Source organism: Endozoicomonas sp. ALB032 (assembly GCF_049310125.1).
In the GTDB taxonomy this organism is placed as follows: domain Bacteria; phylum Pseudomonadota; class Gammaproteobacteria; order Pseudomonadales; family Endozoicomonadaceae; genus Endozoicomonas_A.
On the sequence record NZ_JBLYNW010000001.1, the window covers coordinates 2,562,425 to 2,577,674 of the forward strand.

28 protein-coding genes are annotated in these 15,250 nt (G+C 50.6%); all 28 read left to right on the plus strand.

The features are described from left to right. Window positions 1–34 precede the first annotated feature (34 nt). The 28 genes from ACO6VG_RS09290 (at window position 35) to rpsK (ending at window position 15,247) form a co-directional block, all read left to right on the plus strand. Window positions 35–1,093, plus strand: a complete 1,059-nt coding sequence (locus ACO6VG_RS09290) for a TauD/TfdA family dioxygenase (protein WP_422139772.1) — start codon at window positions 35–37, stop codon at window positions 1,091–1,093. 22 nt (window positions 1,094–1,115) lie between these two features. After that, window positions 1,116–1,694: an HD domain-containing protein gene (locus ACO6VG_RS09295; RefSeq protein ID WP_422136683.1), complete on the plus strand. Its 579-nt coding sequence runs from the start codon at window positions 1,116–1,118 to the stop codon at window positions 1,692–1,694. A gap of 599 nt (window positions 1,695–2,293) precedes the next feature. Next, entirely contained in the window at window positions 2,294–2,830 is a 537-nt protein-coding gene (locus tag ACO6VG_RS09300; protein WP_422139774.1) for a hypothetical protein, read from the plus strand. A gap of 553 nt (window positions 2,831–3,383) precedes the next feature. Next, complete coding sequence (gene rpsJ, locus ACO6VG_RS09305; protein ID WP_034841731.1) at window positions 3,384–3,698, plus strand: 30S ribosomal protein S10; 315 nt, start codon at window positions 3,384–3,386, stop codon at window positions 3,696–3,698. 101 nt (window positions 3,699–3,799) lie between these two features. Then, window positions 3,800–4,438 carry a 50S ribosomal protein L3 gene (gene rplC / locus ACO6VG_RS09310; protein WP_422136685.1) on the plus strand — a complete coding sequence of 213 codons (639 nt, stop codon included), beginning with the start codon at window positions 3,800–3,802 and terminating at the stop codon, window positions 4,436–4,438. A 12-nt stretch (window positions 4,439–4,450) separates the two neighbouring features. Then, window positions 4,451–5,053, plus strand: coding sequence for a 50S ribosomal protein L4 (rplD, locus tag ACO6VG_RS09315; RefSeq protein ID WP_252177330.1), 603 nt, complete (start codon window positions 4,451–4,453; stop codon window positions 5,051–5,053). Beyond that, a complete protein-coding gene (rplW, locus tag ACO6VG_RS09320; protein WP_422136686.1) occupies window positions 5,050–5,346 on the plus strand; it encodes a 50S ribosomal protein L23 in 297 nt (98 codons plus the stop codon). Before rplD ends, rplW begins: the two co-directional genes overlap by 4 nt. Window positions 5,347–5,357: 11 nt before the next feature. Next, window positions 5,358–6,185 carry a 50S ribosomal protein L2 gene (rplB, locus tag ACO6VG_RS09325; protein WP_252177328.1) on the plus strand — a complete coding sequence of 276 codons (828 nt, stop codon included), beginning with the start codon at window positions 5,358–5,360 and terminating at the stop codon, window positions 6,183–6,185. A gap of 21 nt (window positions 6,186–6,206) precedes the next feature. Then, on the plus strand, window positions 6,207–6,485 hold the full coding sequence (gene rpsS / locus ACO6VG_RS09330) for a 30S ribosomal protein S19 (protein WP_252177327.1): 279 nt from the start codon (window positions 6,207–6,209) through the stop codon (window positions 6,483–6,485). 11 nt (window positions 6,486–6,496) lie between these two features. Then, on the plus strand, window positions 6,497–6,832 hold the full coding sequence (gene rplV, locus ACO6VG_RS09335; protein WP_317143670.1) for a 50S ribosomal protein L22: 336 nt from the start codon (window positions 6,497–6,499) through the stop codon (window positions 6,830–6,832). 11 nt (window positions 6,833–6,843) lie between these two features. Then, complete coding sequence (rpsC, locus tag ACO6VG_RS09340; RefSeq protein ID WP_422136688.1) at window positions 6,844–7,545, plus strand: 30S ribosomal protein S3; 702 nt, start codon at window positions 6,844–6,846, stop codon at window positions 7,543–7,545. 11 nt (window positions 7,546–7,556) lie between these two features. Further along, on the plus strand, window positions 7,557–7,970 hold the full coding sequence (gene rplP / locus ACO6VG_RS09345) for a 50S ribosomal protein L16 (protein ID WP_034841748.1): 414 nt from the start codon (window positions 7,557–7,559) through the stop codon (window positions 7,968–7,970). After that, on the plus strand, window positions 7,970–8,161 hold the full coding sequence (gene rpmC, locus ACO6VG_RS09350; RefSeq protein WP_252177324.1) for a 50S ribosomal protein L29: 192 nt from the start codon (window positions 7,970–7,972) through the stop codon (window positions 8,159–8,161). The genes rplP and rpmC overlap by 1 nt, the downstream gene beginning before the upstream one ends. 2 nt (window positions 8,162–8,163) lie before the next feature. After that, a complete protein-coding gene (rpsQ, locus tag ACO6VG_RS09355; protein WP_422136689.1) occupies window positions 8,164–8,427 on the plus strand; it encodes a 30S ribosomal protein S17 in 264 nt (87 codons plus the stop codon). Window positions 8,428–8,531: 104 nt separating this feature from the next. Further along, on the plus strand, window positions 8,532–8,900 hold the full coding sequence (gene rplN / locus ACO6VG_RS09360; RefSeq protein ID WP_062268071.1) for a 50S ribosomal protein L14: 369 nt from the start codon (window positions 8,532–8,534) through the stop codon (window positions 8,898–8,900). Window positions 8,901–8,911: 11 nt separating this feature from the next. Further along, the gene (gene rplX, locus ACO6VG_RS09365) at window positions 8,912–9,229 is read left to right on the plus strand and encodes a 50S ribosomal protein L24 (protein WP_257253580.1); all 318 of its coding nucleotides are present in this window, start codon (window positions 8,912–8,914) and stop codon (window positions 9,227–9,229) included. Window positions 9,230–9,240: 11 nt separating this feature from the next. After that, the gene (rplE, locus tag ACO6VG_RS09370) at window positions 9,241–9,780 is read left to right on the plus strand and encodes a 50S ribosomal protein L5 (protein ID WP_257253585.1); all 540 of its coding nucleotides are present in this window, start codon (window positions 9,241–9,243) and stop codon (window positions 9,778–9,780) included. A 15-nt stretch (window positions 9,781–9,795) separates the two neighbouring features. Next, window positions 9,796–10,101, plus strand: coding sequence for a 30S ribosomal protein S14 (rpsN, locus tag ACO6VG_RS09375; protein WP_422136690.1), 306 nt, complete (start codon window positions 9,796–9,798; stop codon window positions 10,099–10,101). Window positions 10,102–10,130: 29 nt separating this feature from the next. After that, entirely contained in the window at window positions 10,131–10,523 is a 393-nt protein-coding gene (rpsH, locus tag ACO6VG_RS09380) for a 30S ribosomal protein S8 (RefSeq protein WP_422136691.1), read from the plus strand. A 12-nt stretch (window positions 10,524–10,535) separates the two neighbouring features. Next, complete coding sequence (rplF, locus tag ACO6VG_RS09385; protein WP_422136692.1) at window positions 10,536–11,069, plus strand: 50S ribosomal protein L6; 534 nt, start codon at window positions 10,536–10,538, stop codon at window positions 11,067–11,069. A 12-nt stretch (window positions 11,070–11,081) separates the two neighbouring features. Then, entirely contained in the window at window positions 11,082–11,432 is a 351-nt protein-coding gene (rplR, locus tag ACO6VG_RS09390; RefSeq protein WP_257253596.1) for a 50S ribosomal protein L18, read from the plus strand. Between the two features lie 11 nt (window positions 11,433–11,443). Beyond that, a complete protein-coding gene (gene rpsE, locus ACO6VG_RS09395; RefSeq protein WP_252177316.1) occupies window positions 11,444–11,956 on the plus strand; it encodes a 30S ribosomal protein S5 in 513 nt (170 codons plus the stop codon). Window positions 11,957–11,959: 3 nt separating this feature from the next. Then, complete coding sequence (gene rpmD, locus ACO6VG_RS09400; protein ID WP_252177315.1) at window positions 11,960–12,142, plus strand: 50S ribosomal protein L30; 183 nt, start codon at window positions 11,960–11,962, stop codon at window positions 12,140–12,142. A gap of 1 nt (window position 12,143) precedes the next feature. Next, window positions 12,144–12,578, plus strand: a complete 435-nt coding sequence (rplO, locus tag ACO6VG_RS09405; RefSeq protein ID WP_317143665.1) for a 50S ribosomal protein L15 — start codon at window positions 12,144–12,146, stop codon at window positions 12,576–12,578. Continuing rightward, a complete protein-coding gene (gene secY, locus ACO6VG_RS09410) occupies window positions 12,579–13,904 on the plus strand; it encodes a preprotein translocase subunit SecY (protein ID WP_317143664.1) in 1,326 nt (441 codons plus the stop codon). A gap of 49 nt (window positions 13,905–13,953) precedes the next feature. Then, the gene (gene rpmJ / locus ACO6VG_RS09415) at window positions 13,954–14,067 is read left to right on the plus strand and encodes a 50S ribosomal protein L36 (protein WP_079253874.1); all 114 of its coding nucleotides are present in this window, start codon (window positions 13,954–13,956) and stop codon (window positions 14,065–14,067) included. Between the two features lie 381 nt (window positions 14,068–14,448). After that, entirely contained in the window at window positions 14,449–14,805 is a 357-nt protein-coding gene (gene rpsM, locus ACO6VG_RS09420; protein ID WP_422136693.1) for a 30S ribosomal protein S13, read from the plus strand. Between the two features lie 52 nt (window positions 14,806–14,857). Beyond that, the gene (gene rpsK / locus ACO6VG_RS09425; RefSeq protein ID WP_034841784.1) at window positions 14,858–15,247 is read left to right on the plus strand and encodes a 30S ribosomal protein S11; all 390 of its coding nucleotides are present in this window, start codon (window positions 14,858–14,860) and stop codon (window positions 15,245–15,247) included. Window positions 15,248–15,250 lie beyond the last annotated feature (3 nt).

Sequence of the window (15,250 nt, forward strand, 5' to 3'; positions counted from 1 at the left end):
AATAAAAGTAAGGCTGTGGTTTTAAGGGGATGCCATGCTTGAGCTGTTCAACGATCACCTGTTTTTCCACGATAAGCCATTTCATTACTTCTGGCTTCGCGATAACTGTCCTTGTGATCAATGCCGACATGAGTCGGGGCAAAGGCTGATTGAGGTCATGGACGTGCCTATGAATATCAGGCCAGAAGCGGCAGCTGTCGTTGATATTGGTGTTGATAAAAGCTTGCAGATTCTCTGGCAGGATGGTCACCGGTCAATCTATCCAGCAAGTCTGCTTATCGCTGAGGCGTTTGTCCCTGAAACACCAAGTTTGTGGGGAGGGGCTTTGCAGGCTGACAGTATTCGTTTTGACTACAACGCCATAGACGATCCTGAGATTAAACGACAGTGGATGCAAGCCATTGAAACCCACGGTCTGTCATTTCTCTACAATGTGCCAGCTCAGGCAGGGCAGGTGCTCAAGGTTGTCGATCATTTTGGCTACGTCCGTGAAACCAACTATGGCCGTTATTTTGAAGTAATAAGCAAAGAAGAGCCGGAAAATCTCGCCTTTACGCCCAGGCCGCTGAGCCTTCATACGGATAATCCTTACCGTCATCCAGTGCCAACACTGCAATTGCTGCATTGCCTTGAGGCTGCGCCGGAGGGTGGCATCACTGCTCTGGCGGATGGTTTTTATGCGGCACAGTTGCTGAGACAGCAGCACCCTGAATACTTCGCTCTGCTTTCGACAATTACCCTGCATTACAACTTCAGTAGTGATAGCACCAGTTTGTCGAGCAGTGGCCCGGTGATTGAGTTGGGTTGCGAGGGTGAAATCATCGGTATTCGTATTAACAACCGTTCGGTCCAGCCGGTGCGCCTGCCATTTGAAAAAGCCAGAGACTTCTACGAAGCCTATCAGTGTTTTATGAATCTTCTTCACAGTGAAGCCTGTAAATATACCTGTAAGCTGGCTCCGGGCGAATTGATGATGTTCAACAATCAGCGGGTTCTGCATGGTCGTGAAATGCCAGCCCGGGGTAAACGACATCTTCAGGGTGCTTATGCGGATATTGATTCCCTGCGCAGTGAACTTAAGCGAATGAATTGATCCAGAAGAAAAGATTATTGAAATGAGAGTTATTGATTTTATCCGCACACAATATATCGAGAATGGTCATGTTGCTTATGGTGAGCATATCTCAATGGCCAATCATATGTTGCAGTCAGCCTTTTACGCTGAACAGAGTGGCAGCTCAAAGGAAGTAGTCGTTGCTGCTTTCCTTCATGATATTGGTCATTTGTTGCATGGTCTCCCGGAAGATATTTCCGATCATGGCATTGATGGCTTTCATGAAGATATTGGTGAGCGTTGTTTAAAAGGTTATCTGCCAACACTGGTCACAGACTGTATTCGACTTCATGTTCAGGCAAAGCGATACATGTGCACACTCAAGCCTGCCTATTACGACAAGCTTACCGAGGCTTCGCGGGAGTCACTTGCTGTACAAGGTGGTCTGATGAGTGATCAGGAGGTCACTGCCTTTGAAGCGGAACCTTATTACAAAGAAGCTATGCGAGTTCGGGTTTATGATGATATGGGCAAGCAAGCCGAGCTGGAACATCCTGATCTGGATTACTACCTGAAGCTGACTGAAGAGTGTTTGGTGATGACTGAGATGCCTGCTCCCGATAACTCATTGAGCATATAATAAAGTCGAAGACGAAATTCGTAAAGCCGAGCTGCAAGGTGAAGAAAAAAGGAATACCGCCAACGGAGGGCCAAGCATCTGACGTGTAGCCTTCGCTGTGTCCCAGCGCGGAGAAAGAACTGGTTTTTTTGCTGGACAGAAGAGGGAAGGGGGTAATGATACTGTGTTCTAGACGTAATTGTCAGTTTTCTTCTTACAGGTAGTGATTCATCTCAGTACTTCATCGATGTCCTTCAGCGCATCATTTTTCATTTTTCAATCAGCTCGAGATATTCGAGAGCTGATCCCGTGACCCTGGAAAGAGAAATTCGAGTCGAGTCCGTTAAAATCCGGTCTCGACAAGTTGGGGTGAATGCCCTTGGCTTTAACGGTTGCTTTTTGTGCCTCATTCTTCTGATTCTCTTTTGCTTGGTACTCTTTATTAACTAAAGCGGTTTTGTTTCAGCCTAATTCCATATTGCACCCTTAAGATGTTAGTAATCCTAACATTTATGTAATTGAGTAGATTGCTACAGACCAATATCATTCAGTACAAGTTCATTGAGGAAAGAACTATTAAGGAATAAATACTCATAAATCTATACAAATGGAGGTGTAATATGCATTTAGGTCAAATCGATTATTCTGATGTAACGGGTCAGTATCAAGCGCCATATCAAGCCACTTTAACAGACAAAAATGAAGCAAGTCTTTCTGGTAAGAAAGTAGCTATCGTAGCACCCTTTAATGAGGGTTCTCATGTGCCTGTAGGGGATAAGGGATATGAGGGTCAGCCATTGCAAGCCAGAAAAACCAATCGTGCTCTGGCCGCATTGTCAGCGCTGGCGCTGGGCGTTGCATCAGTGTTACACGTTATGCCAACTGCCACGTCCGTTGGGGCTTTCACAGCGGGTTCCATTGGTGCGGCGGTTGGAGCGTTAGCGGGGCCACAAGGTCTGTTTGCCGGTGCTGTTGCTGGTGTCACTGTTGGATCTTTTATAGGATTAAGCGTGACAGCCTTTTTTACCCCCTATTTGATGGCAAAGGTTTACAATGCGGTCCTGGATGTAACGAATGGCAATGGCTTTGAACGATCAAAGCTTGCTGACAGGGTTGTGGCTTATTATGAGGGGGAAGCTTCAACATCAAAGGCATAAGCCTGATGCGATCCTAAACAATAAACCAAAAATCACTGCGATCCCCGCAGTGATTTTTTTATCCGCCGTTTTTCCAGTTTTCTCTTGCCGGGTACACTTAATTAACTAAATCAGTTTTGTTTGAGCCTGATTTCGAAACACTGATGGGTTGTGCCCAGGATCAAAAGTAACCAATAAAAATATGAACCTGGCACTTCCAGAGGGCAGAATAGTAGATGTCAGTCAATTGGGCAGCTAGCTAAGTTAAGTTCTAACGTCCGATATAGCCTTAGCACTTTAGTGCTGTCGTACATATTTTTAGCGTGATCGTAAAGGCCAGGTGGGCAACTTGCTCAACACTCCTTAGCAGTTTTCCTTATCTCATTACTCGTTCTATTAGGTTATCATGCCGTCTTAACTACGCGTGAGGTGGCTGAAACAAGTGTCGAATTATTTTTCGTCAGGCACTTGTGTTGACTTTAAGTTTTGTGCTTAGTAGAATTCCGCGTCCTCTTTTGTCTGGGTGGCATTGTTCACCGGACTTAGTTCTTTATTGATAGATGGTTACAACAAGATGAGTCAAGCTCAGCAGATTCGCATTCGTTTGAAGGCTTTTGATCATCGTCTGATTGACCAGTCCACGCAGGAAATTGTTGATACTGCGAAGCGAACTGGTGCTCAGGTGCGTGGTCCAATCCCTCTGCCAACCCGAAAAGAACGTTTTACGGTTCTGATCTCTCCACACGTAAACAAAGATGCGCGTGATCAGTATGAGATTCGTACTCATAAACGTCTTCTCGACATTATTGAGCCCACCGAAAAGACCGTTGACGCACTGATGAAGCTAGACCTGGCAGCTGGCGTTGAAGTGCAAATCAGTCTCGGTTAATAGCGGCACGGGCAGCCATTCAGTGTGCACAAAACTTTTGTGTAACGCTCTGGAATGAGCGGCCATAGTGGGTGAAAGCCCCGTACACGAGAGAGGTTGAAATGACTATTGGATTAGTCGGTAAGAAGTGCGGTATGACCCGTATCTTCACAGAAGACGGTGCTTCTGTACCAGTCACTGTAATTGAGGTTGATCCTAACCGCATCACTCAGGTTAAAAGCCTGGATGTTGATGGTTACAGCGCAGTTCAGGTGACTACGGGTACTAAAAAAAGCAGCCGTGTTCGCAAGCCAGAGGCTGGCCACTTTGCGAAAGCAAAAGTAGAGGCTGGCCATGGTCTTTGGGAATTCCGTGTTGACGATTCTGCTTCTTACGAGCTGGGTCAGTTGATCGGAGTTGACCTGTTCGAGCAGGGTCAGAAAGTAGACGTAACTGGTCAGTCCAAAGGTAAGGGCTTCCAGGGTGGCGTAAAGCGTTGGAACTTCCATATGCAGGACGCTACACACGGTAACTCTCTGTCTCACCGTGCTCCTGGTTCCATCGGTCAGTGTCAGACCCCGGGTCGTGTCTTCAAGGGTAAGAAGATGGCTGGGCATATGGGTGCTGAGAAAGTGACTGTTCAGTCCCTGGAAATCGTTCGCGTTGATGCTGAACGTAACCTGCTGCTGGTAAAGGGTGCAGTACCTGGTGCTACTGGTGCTGACGTTATCGTTAAAGCTGCAGTTAAAGCGCGCGCCTGAGGGGATTAGACGATGGAATTGAATGTAACAGGTGCTGGTACGGTTCAAGTCTCTGACGTGACCTTCGGTACTGAATTCAACGAAAGCCTGGTTCACCAGACTGTCGTTGCTTTCATGGCCGGTGCTCGTCAAGGTACCCGTGCTCAGAAAACCCGCAGCGAAGTAAGCGGCGGTGGACGCAAACCCTGGCGTCAAAAAGGTACTGGCCGTGCACGCGCCGGTACAATCCGTAGCCCACTGTGGCGCGGGGGCGGTAAATCTTTTGCTGCTAAACCACAGGATCACGCTCAAAAGCTGAACAAGAAAATGTATCGTGGTGCTCTGCGTTCTATCTTGTCTGAGCTGGTTCGTCAGGAACGTCTGGTGGTGGTTGAAAGCCTTGGTGCCGAAACGCCAAAGACCAAGCTGATGGTAGCCAGGCTGAAGGAGCTGAATGTCGAGAGGGGTCTGATTGTTTCTGATGAAGTAGATCAGAACCTGTATCTGGCGACTCGCAACATTCCCCATGTGGATACACGTGACGTACAAGGCGTTGACCCCGTCAGCCTGATCGCTCATGAGAAAGTCGTGATGACTGTTGCAGCCATCAAGAAATTCGAGGAGATGCTGGGATGAACCAGGAACGTATTTATAAAGTTCTGCTTGGTCCGCACATTTCCGAGAAGGCGACAGTGGTGGCTGAAGAGCATGGCCAGTACGTCTTCAAGGTAGCCAAGGACGCAACCAAGCTTGAAATCAAAAAAGCGGTAGAGCAACTGTTCGAAGTCAGCGTTGATGCTGTTCGTACAGTGGTTGTTAAAGGTAAGACCAAACGTACTCGTTTCGGTATGGGCAAGCGCTCAGACTGGAAAAAAGCGTACGTCAGTCTGGCGCAGGGTCAAGAGATTGACTTTGCCGACGCGGAATAAGGAGTTACAGGATGGCCGTAATTAAGTGCAAGCCGACTTCTCCGGGTCGTCGCTTTGTTGTCAAGGTTGTAAACCCTGACCTTCACAAGGGTCGCCCACACGCGCCTCTGGTGGAAAAGAAGAGCAAGTCTGGTGGTCGTAACAACGCTGGTCGCATCACTACCCGTCATCGTGGTGGTGGTCACAAGCAGCACTACCGTATCGTAGACTTTCGTCGCAACAAGGATGGCATCCCGGCTATCGTTGAGCGTCTGGAATACGATCCAAATCGTACCGCTCATATCGCCCTGCTGAAGTACATGGACGGTGAGCGTCGTTACATTATCGCACCTAAAGGTGTGAAAGCCGGTGACGAGCTTTACTCTGGTGTTGATGCTCCTATCAAGCCAGGCAACACACTGCCTCTGCGTAATATTCCGCAGGGTTCTGTAGTTCACTGTGTTGAGCTCAAGCCAGGTAAAGGTGCGCAGATGATGCGCAGTGCCGGTACTTCCGCTCAGGTCGTAGCGCGTGATGGTGCTTACGTAACCCTGCGTCTGCGTTCCGGTGAAATGCGTAAAGTACTGGCTGACTGTCGTGCAACTCTGGGTGAAGCCTCTAACAGCGAGCACAACCTGCGCTCTCTGGGTAAGGCGGGTGCCAAGCGTTGGAGAGGCGTGCGTCCGACCGTTCGTGGTGTTGCCATGAACCCGGTTGATCACCCACACGGTGGTGGTGAAGGTCGTACCTCCGGTGGTCGTCACCCAGTGACACCATGGGGTGTTCCGACCAAGGGTCGTAAGACTCGTTCCAACAAGCGTACGGATAAAATGATCGTACGTCGTCGCAGCGCGAAGTAAGCCTAGAGAGAGGATACGACAGTGCCACGTTCTTTGAAGAAAGGCCCATTTATCGACCTTCACCTGCTGAAGAAAGTCGAAGATGCGGTTGAAAGCGGCAACAAGCGTCCGATCAAGACCTGGTCACGCCGCTCAATGATCCTGCCAAACATGGTGGGTCTGACTATCGCCGTTCATAACGGTCGCCAGCATGTGCCTGTTTTCGTTAGCGAAGACATGGTAGGCCTCAAGCTGGGCGAGTTTGCTGCTACCCGCACCTACCGCGGTCACGCTGCAGACAAAAAGGCCAAGAAGCGCTAAGAGGGTAAGAAATGAAAGAAGTAGCTGCTATACACAAAGGCGCTCGCATTTCCGCCCAGAAAGCGCGCCTGGTTGCTGACCAGATCCGAGGCAAAGCTGTTGGTGAAGCCCTGGACCTGCTGGCATTCAGCCCTAAAAAGGCTGCAGAGCTGGTCAAGAAAGTGTTGGAATCTGCGATTGCTAACGCAGAGCACAACGAAGGCATGGATATCGATGAGCTGACAGTGTCTACTATCTTCGTTGACGAAGGTATGACCATGAAGCGCATTCGTCCACGTGCCAAGGGCCGTGCTGATCGCATTCTTAAGCGGTCTTGCCATATCACGGTTAAGGTTGCAGAGGTCTAAGGAGCGATCACATGGGTCAGAAAGTACATCCAAATGGGATCCGACTGGGCATCGTAAAGCCCCACAGATCTGTATGGTTTGCTGAAGGTCAGCAATACGCTGACAAGCTGATTACGGATCTGGAAGTTCGTGATTTCCTGCAGAAGAAGCTGAAAAATGCTTCTGTAAGCCGCATCGACATCCAGCGTCCAGCACAGAGCGCTCGCGTTACCATCTACACTGCCCGTCCAGGCATCGTAATTGGTAAAAAAGGCGAAGACGTTGAGAAGCTGCGCCAGGCTGTTACCAATATGATGGGCGTACCTGTTCACATCAACATTGAAGAAGTTCGCAAGCCCGAACTGGACGCAATGCTGGTTGCACAGTCCATCGCTGGTCAGCTGGAGCGTCGTGTAATGTTCCGTCGTGCCATGAAGCGTTCTGTACAGAATGCTATGCGTCTGGGCGCGAAGGGCATCAAGGTGCAAATCAGTGGTCGTCTCGGCGGCGCCGAGATTGCCCGTACCGAATGGTACCGTGAGGGTCGCGTACCTCTGCACACTCTGCGTGCAGACATCGATTACGCAACTTATGAAGCCCTGACTACCTACGGTATCCTGGGCGTTAAAGTATGGATCTTCAAAGGCGAAGTGATTGGCGGAATGGCAGCTGAAGCTGAAAAGCAGCCTAAAGAGCCAGCCAAACGTCCTAAGAAGAGACAGGCTAAGAAGTAAGGAGCGCGGTAATGTTACAGCCAAAGCGTACGAAATTTCGTAAGCAGCAAAAGGGTCGCAATCGCGGCCTGGCACACCGCGGCTCCACTGTTAGCTTCGGTGAATACGCATTGAAAGCAACAGGCCGTGGACGCATAACTGCTCGTCAGATCGAAGCAGCACGTCGTGCCATGACCCGTCATATCAAGCGTGGTGGTAAAATCTGGATTCGCGTCTTCCCTGACAAGCCGATCTCCAAGAAACCTCTCGAGGTTCGTATGGGTAAAGGTAAGGGTAGTGTCGAGTACTGGGTAGCACAGATCCAGCCGGGTCGTGTCCTGTACGAAATGGAAGGTGTGTCCGAAGAGCTGGCTCGCGAGGCATTTGCCCTGGCTGCAGCCAAGCTGCCAGTGGAAACTGCCTTCGTTAAGCGGAGCGTGATGTGATGAAAGCTGCTGAATTGCGTGAAAAAACGGTTGAACAGCTCAACGAAGAGCTGGTCACACTGCTGCGGGACCAGTTTAACTACCGCATGCAGAAAGCGACGGGTCAGCTGAGTCAGACTCATCTGCTGAAGCAGACCCGACGCGACATCGCCCGTATTAAGACGGCGTTGAATGAGAAGGCAGGTATTTAACAATGGCTGAAGACAAGAAAGTCCGTACTCTGACCGGTAAGGTTGTGAGTGACAAGATGGACAAGACCGTCACCGTTCTTATTGAGCGCCGTGTTAAACATCCGCTCTACGGTAAGATCGTTAAGCGGTCCACCAAGTTGCACGCTCACGACGAAAACAATGATTGCCGTATGGGCGACATTGTCACAATCAAGCAAACACGTCCTTTGTCTAAGTCCAAGACATTTGAACTGGTTTCCATTGATGAGCGTGCTACTCAAATATAAGGCCACGGTGCCCTGGGTCTGAGTGGAAGTGGCTGGCCTTGTGGTCGGCCAGTTGTACAACGACCGGCGGGTACCCGTCTGCAGTTTGGGCTTGGAGAATAAGCATGATCCAGACAGAATCTCAACTCGAAGTAGCCGATAACTCCGGCGCTCGTCGAGTACAGTGTATCAAGGTGTTGGGTGGATCCCACCGCCGCTACGCCCACATTGGCGACATCATCAAAGTCACCGTTAAGGAAGCGATTCCACGCGGTAAGGTCAAAAAAGGCCAGGTGATGAACGCCGTTGTTGTGCGTACCAAAAAAGGCGTTCGTCGTCCAGACGGTTCCGTAATCCGCTTCGATGGCAATGCTGCCGTTCTGCTGAACGCAAGCAATCAGCCAATCGGTACCCGTATCTTTGGGCCAGTGACTCGTGAACTGCGTGGTGAGCAGTTTATGAAGATCATTTCCCTGGCACCAGAAGTACTGTAAGGGAGCAGGAAATGAAAAAGATCCGTCGTGACGACGAAGTAATTGTCATTGCTGGCAAGGACAAAGGTAAGCGCGGCAAAGTGCAGACCGTTCGTGCCGATGGCAAACTGATTGTTTCTGGTATCAACATGATCAAGAAGCATCAGAAGCCTAACCCGACACTGGGCACCCCTGGTGGCATCGTTGAAAAAGAAGCTCCAATTCAGGCTTCCAACGTTGCAATCCTGAACACAGAAACCGACAAGGCTGACCGTGTTGGCATTGCTATCTCTGAAGATGGCAAGAAACAGCGCGTGTTCAAGTCTACCGGTCAACCGGTTGACGCGTAAGGGGTGGCATAATGGCAAACTTCAAGACTAAATATCGTGAAGAGATCCTGCCCAAGCTCAGAGAAGAGCTGGGCGTGAGCAACGTTCACGAAGTTCCTCGTATCACTAAAATCACCCTGAACATGGGTGTGGGTGAGGCGATCGGTGACAAGAAAGTCATCGAGAACGCTGTTGCTGACATGGAAAAAATCGCCGGTCAGAAAGCAGTCGTTACCAAGGCACGTAAATCCGTTGCAGGCTTCAAGGTTCGTGAAGGCTGGCCAATCGGTGTTAAAGTGACCCTGCGTGACGAACGTATGTACGAATTCCTGGAGCGTCTGGTTGACATTGCTCTGCCTCGTGTTCGTGACTTCCGTGGTATCAGCCCGAAGTCTTTCGACGGCCGTGGCAACTACAGCATGGGTGTCAAAGAGCAGATCATTTTCCCGGAAATCGATTACGATAAAGTCGACGCTCTGCGTGGTCTGGATATTACCCTGACTACCACAGCTAAGACTGACGACGAAGGCCGTGCACTGCTGAAAGCCTTCAACTTCCCGTTCCGTAACTGATTAAGGTACGAGCCCATGGCAAAAGTATCCATGAAGCAGCGGGAGTTGAAGCGTCAGCGCACCGTTGCCAAGTATGCAGAGAAGCGCGCTGCGCTGAAAGCGATCATCATCAGTCCTGACAGCTCAGAAGATGAGAAGTGGGACGCTCAGGTAGCACTGCAGAAGCAGCCACGTGATGCCAGCTCATCTCGTCTGCGTAATCGCTGTCGTGTAACAGGTCGCCCTCACGGCTACCTGCGTAAATTCGGCCTGAGCCGCATCAAGCTGCGTGAAGCGGCCATGCGTGGTGATGTTCCAGGTCTGGTTAAGGCCAGCTGGTAAGCGCGATTGATCTTCTGGAGAGATAGATAATGAGTATGCAGGACCCGTTAGCAGATATGCTAACTCGTATCCGTAATGCCCAAATGGCAGAACATGCATCTGTCGAAATGCCATCTTCCAAGGTAAAGGCTGCTGTAGCCAAAGTACTGAAGGAAGAAGGTTATATAACCGATGCACGTGTAGAAGGCGAAGTTCAGAAAACTCTGATCATCGACCTGAAATACTATGAAGGCAAACCTGTTATTGAAAACCTGAAGCGCGCAAGCCGTCCGGGTCTTCGTTCTTACGCAGGCAAAGAAGGTCTGCCCAAAGTGAAAGGCGGTCTTGGTATTGCCATTGTTTCTACCAACAAAGGTGTAATGACCGATCGTGCTGCCCGTGCAGCCGGTGTTGGTGGCGAAATTCTTTGCACCGTATTCTAAGGGAGGGGTCAGATGTCTCGAGTAGCAAAAAGCCCTGTAGAAGTCCCTGCCGGTGTTGAGATCAAGTTGAATGGTCAGCATATCTCCATCAAGGGTGGTAAAGGTCAACTGGAGCTGAGCATTCACTCCAACGTTGAAGTAAAGCAGGAAGAAAACGTCCTGACTTTCGAAGCCCGTGACGGTGCCAAGCACTCTCGTGCATTGGCTGGTACTACCCGTGCGCTGGTTAACAACATGGTGACCGGTGTGACCGCTGGTTTCGAAAAGAAACTGCAGCTGGTGGGTGTAGGTTATCGTGCGCAGGCCAAGGGCAAGAGCCTGAATCTGAACCTTGGCTTCTCTCATCCGGTTGACTACAGTTTGCCGGAAGGCGTCACTGCGGAAACTCCAAGCCAGACAGAGATCCTGATCAAGGGTATCGACAAGCAGCTGGTTGGACAGGTTGCAGCGGAAATCCGCGAATTCCGTCGCCCAGAGCCATACAAAGGCAAGGGTGTCCGCTACGCCGACGAACATGTTCGTCGTAAAGAAGCCAAGAAAAAGTAAGGTAAGGTGATCATGATTGATAAAAATTCTGCTCGCCTGCGTCGTGCCCGACGTGCACGGATGAAGATGCGTGAATTGGGCGCTAACCGTCTGAGCGTTCATCGCACACCGCGTCATATCTATGCGCAGGTGGTTGCCCCTGAGGGTGACAAGGTGCTGGCCTCTGCCTCCACCGTTGAGAAGGAGCTGCGTGGCGAAGCTACCGGTAACGTTGAAGCTGCTAAAAAAGTGGGCGCTCTGATTGCTGAGCGAGCTAAAGCTGCTGGTGTTGCCAAGGTCGCTTTCGACCGCTCCGGTTTTAAGTATCACGGTCGTGTTAAGGCTCTCGCCGATGCAGCCCGTGAAGCCGGTCTGGAATTCTGAGGGTAGGCATCATGGCGAAAGATGAGCGTAAACCGCAAAACAATGACGAAGGCCTGATCGAAAAACTGGTGCAGGTTAACCGTGTAGCCAAAGTGGTGAAAGGTGGCCGTATCTTCGGTTTCACAGCCCTGACCGTTGTTGGTGATGGTAAAGGTAAAGTAGGCTTCGGTCGTGGCAAGGCGCGTGAAGTGCCTGTCGCTATTCAGAAGGCTATGGAAGCTGCCCGTCGCAACATGATCCAGGTAGACCTGAACGGTGATACCCTGCAGTACCCTGTAAAAGCCCGTCACGGTGCTTCCAAGGTCTATATGCAGCCTGCTTCTGCAGGTACCGGTGTTATTGCCGGTGGTGCAATGCGTGCTGTTCTGGAAGTGGCTGGCGTACACAACGTACTGGCCAAGTGCTACGGTTCCACCAACCCTGTGAACGTTGTTAACGCAACCTTCAAGGGTCTGCGCGACATGCGTTCTCCTGATGACATTGCTGCCAAGCGTGGCAAGTCTGTTGAAGACATTCTGGGGTAAGTCATGGCTGAGAAGATCAAAGTGACGCTCGTAAAGAGCACTAACGGTCGCCTCGAAAGCCACAAGGCTTGCGTCCGTGGCCTGGGTCTGCGTCGCATCAACCACACGGTTGAAGTGGAAGATACTCCTTCCGTTCGCGGCATGATCAACAAGGTATCTTACCTCGTTAAGGTCGAAGGAGAATAACATGCGTCTGAATACTCTGAGTCCTGCCGAAGGCAGTCGTAAAGAGCGCAAGCGCGTTGGCCGTGGTATCGGTTCCGGTCTGGGTAAGACTGGTGGTCGTGGTCACAAAGGTCAGAAGTCACGTTCCGGTGGTTCTGTAAGACCAGGTTTTGAAGGCGGCCAGCAGCCACTGCAACGCCGTCTGCCCAAGTATGGTTTTACTTCCCGCAAGGCGCGTTTCACTGCTGAAATTCGTCTGCATGAGTTGGCCAAGGTTGAATCCGAAGTGATCGATCTGGCGGCTCTGAAGGCTGCAGACCTCATCAACGGTAGCATCCTGCGAGCGAAAGTGATACTGTCCGGCGAACTGAACAAGGCCGTAACACTAAAAGGTCTGGCAGCTACCAAAGGCGCTCGCGCCGCGATCGAAGCTGCTGGTGGTAAGATCGAGGACTAAATGGCTAAGACACTACCTGTTGGGAATCAAAGCGGTTTGGGCGAGTTAATTTCTCGCCTCAAATTCGTATTTCTGGCGATCCTGGTATATCGGATCGGTGCTCATATTCCTGTGCCTGGCATCAACCCTGATGCCCTGGCTCGGATGTTTCAACAAAATGAAGGGACCATTCTTGGCCTGTTCAACATGTTCTCCGGTGGTGCATTGGAGCGTATGTCGGTGCTGGCACTGGGAATCATGCCCTACATTTCGGCGTCCATCATCATTCAGTTGATGACCGTGGTCAGCCCCCAGTTGGAACAGCTCAAGAAGGAAGGTGAATCGGGTCGACGCAAGATCAGTCAGTATACCCGCTACCTGACAGTGTTGCTGGCGTTCGTCCAGGGTACTGGCATGACCGTAGGTCTTGCTAACCAGGGCGTGGCGTTCAATCCTGATATCAGCTTTTATGTAGTAGCTGTAGTCACCTTCGTAACCGGTGCCGTCTTTATGATGTGGCTGGGTGAGCAGGTGACTGAACGCGGGATTGGTAACGGCATCTCTATCCTGATCTTTGCAGGTATTGTCGCTGGCCTTCCCAGTGCGATCGGGCGGTCATTCGAGTCCGCCCGTCAGGGTGACATCAATATTCTGGCATTGCTCGCAATTGCTCTGCTGGCCATTGCAATTATTGCATTCGTAGTATTCATCGAACGCGGTCAGCGCCGTATAACTGTCAATTACGCCAAGCGTCAGCAAGGTCGTAAAGTGTTTGCGGCACAGAGCAGCCATTTGCCCCTGAAAGTAAATATGGCTGGTGTTATTCCAGCCATTTTTGCTTCCAGCCTTCTGCTCTTCCCTGCATCCATTGCACAATGGTTTGGTCAGGGCGAGGGCTGGGAATGGCTCCAGGATATCGCACTGGCACTGGGTCCGGGTCAGCCGCTGAACATAGTCTTGTTCTCTGCAGGTATCATCTTTTTCTGCTTCTTCTACACTGCGCTGGTCTTCAATCCGAAGGATGTTGCAGACAACCTGAAGAAGTCAGGGGCATTCATCCCGGGTATTCGTCCTGGTGAGCAGTCTGCCCGTTACATTGATGGTGTCCTGACTCGTTTGACCATGTTTGGCGCTATCTATATGACAGCAGTATGTCTGCTGCCACAGTTCCTGGTAGTTTCGGCTAACGTGCCTTTCTATCTGGGTGGTACCAGTCTGCTGATCGTAGTGGTGGTCGTCATGGATACGATGGCTCAGGTGCAGTCACACCTGATGTCACATCAGTACGAGTCACTGCTGAAGAAATCCAATCTTAAGGGCTACGGTGGTGGTGGCCTGATCCGCTAACACCGGTTCTGCATCGAATGCCACTAGCTCTGAAATGGTGGAGTGAATAATGAAAGTACGTGCATCGGTTAAGAAAATCTGCCGCAACTGCAAGATTATCAAGCGCAAGGGCACTGTTCGTGTCATCTGCGTTGAGCCACGTCACAAGCAACGCCAAGGTTGATTGTGCATGAGGTCTTTCGGGTTGTCCCGGGCCGTTATGGCTTGACCTCATAAGGCTACAGATAAATACAACCGTTCATGAGCATCATGAGCGGTTGTATTTTGTCGTTGGTGGGATTAAAATTTCCGCTTTTCGACCTGTTAGTTGTGTAAGCATCTAACAATGGATTGGGAGGGCATGCTTTATAGCATTCCCGACAGTATCTTCAGGTACTGATCCGGTCCGTGTTATCTGCCTATAGATGGCGAAGTAGATAAACATCGCATGACTGGCTGCAAAGTTGGTTGATAAGTCTACAGGCGAAAATAACCGTGAACTCAAAATGTCCCTGTCTGTACAGGCAAGGATGAACTCACGGAGAAAACAAACGGAGACGATTGAATGGCCCGTATTGCTGGCGTCAACATTCCGGATAACAAACATGCTGTTATCTCGTTGACCTACATATTCGGCATCGGCAAGACCACAGCTAAAAAGCTGTGTGAGACCACTGGCGTTAAGCCAGAAGCCAAAATCGCTGATCTGAGCGAAGAGCAACTTGAGTCCTTGCGTGGTGAAATCGCCAAGCTGGACGTTGAAGGTGATCTGCGTCGTGAAATCAGTATGAACATCAAACGCCTCATGGACCTGGGTTGCTACCGTGGTATCCGCCACCGTCGCAGTCTGCCGGTTCGTGGTCAGCGTTCCAAGACGAATGCTCGCACCCGTAAGGGTCCTCGCAAGCCTATTCGTAAGTAAGTATCAATTAAGAATGGTTATACCGTTCTTATGAAACAGGATTTATTCTGATATGGCAAAGCCAGGTACTCGTTCACGTAAGAAGGTTAAAAAGCAGGTTGTTGACGGTGTTGCTCACATCCACGCTTCTTTTAACAACACTATCGTGACCATTACCGATCGTCAGGGCAACGCTCTGGCCTGGGCCACAGCCGGCGGTTCCGGTTTTCGTGGTTCTCGTAAGAGCACGCCGTTTGCAGCGCAGGTTGCTGCTGAGCGTGCAGGTCAGGCTGCTGCTGAATACGGTCTGAAGAATCTGGATGTCTGCGTGAAAGGACCTGGTCCTGGCCGCGAATCCGCTGTACGCGCACTGAACGCTTGTGGTTACAAGATCACTAACATCACTGATGTTACTCCGATCCCCCACAACGGTTGTCGTCCGCCTAAAAAGCGTCGTGTATAAGCA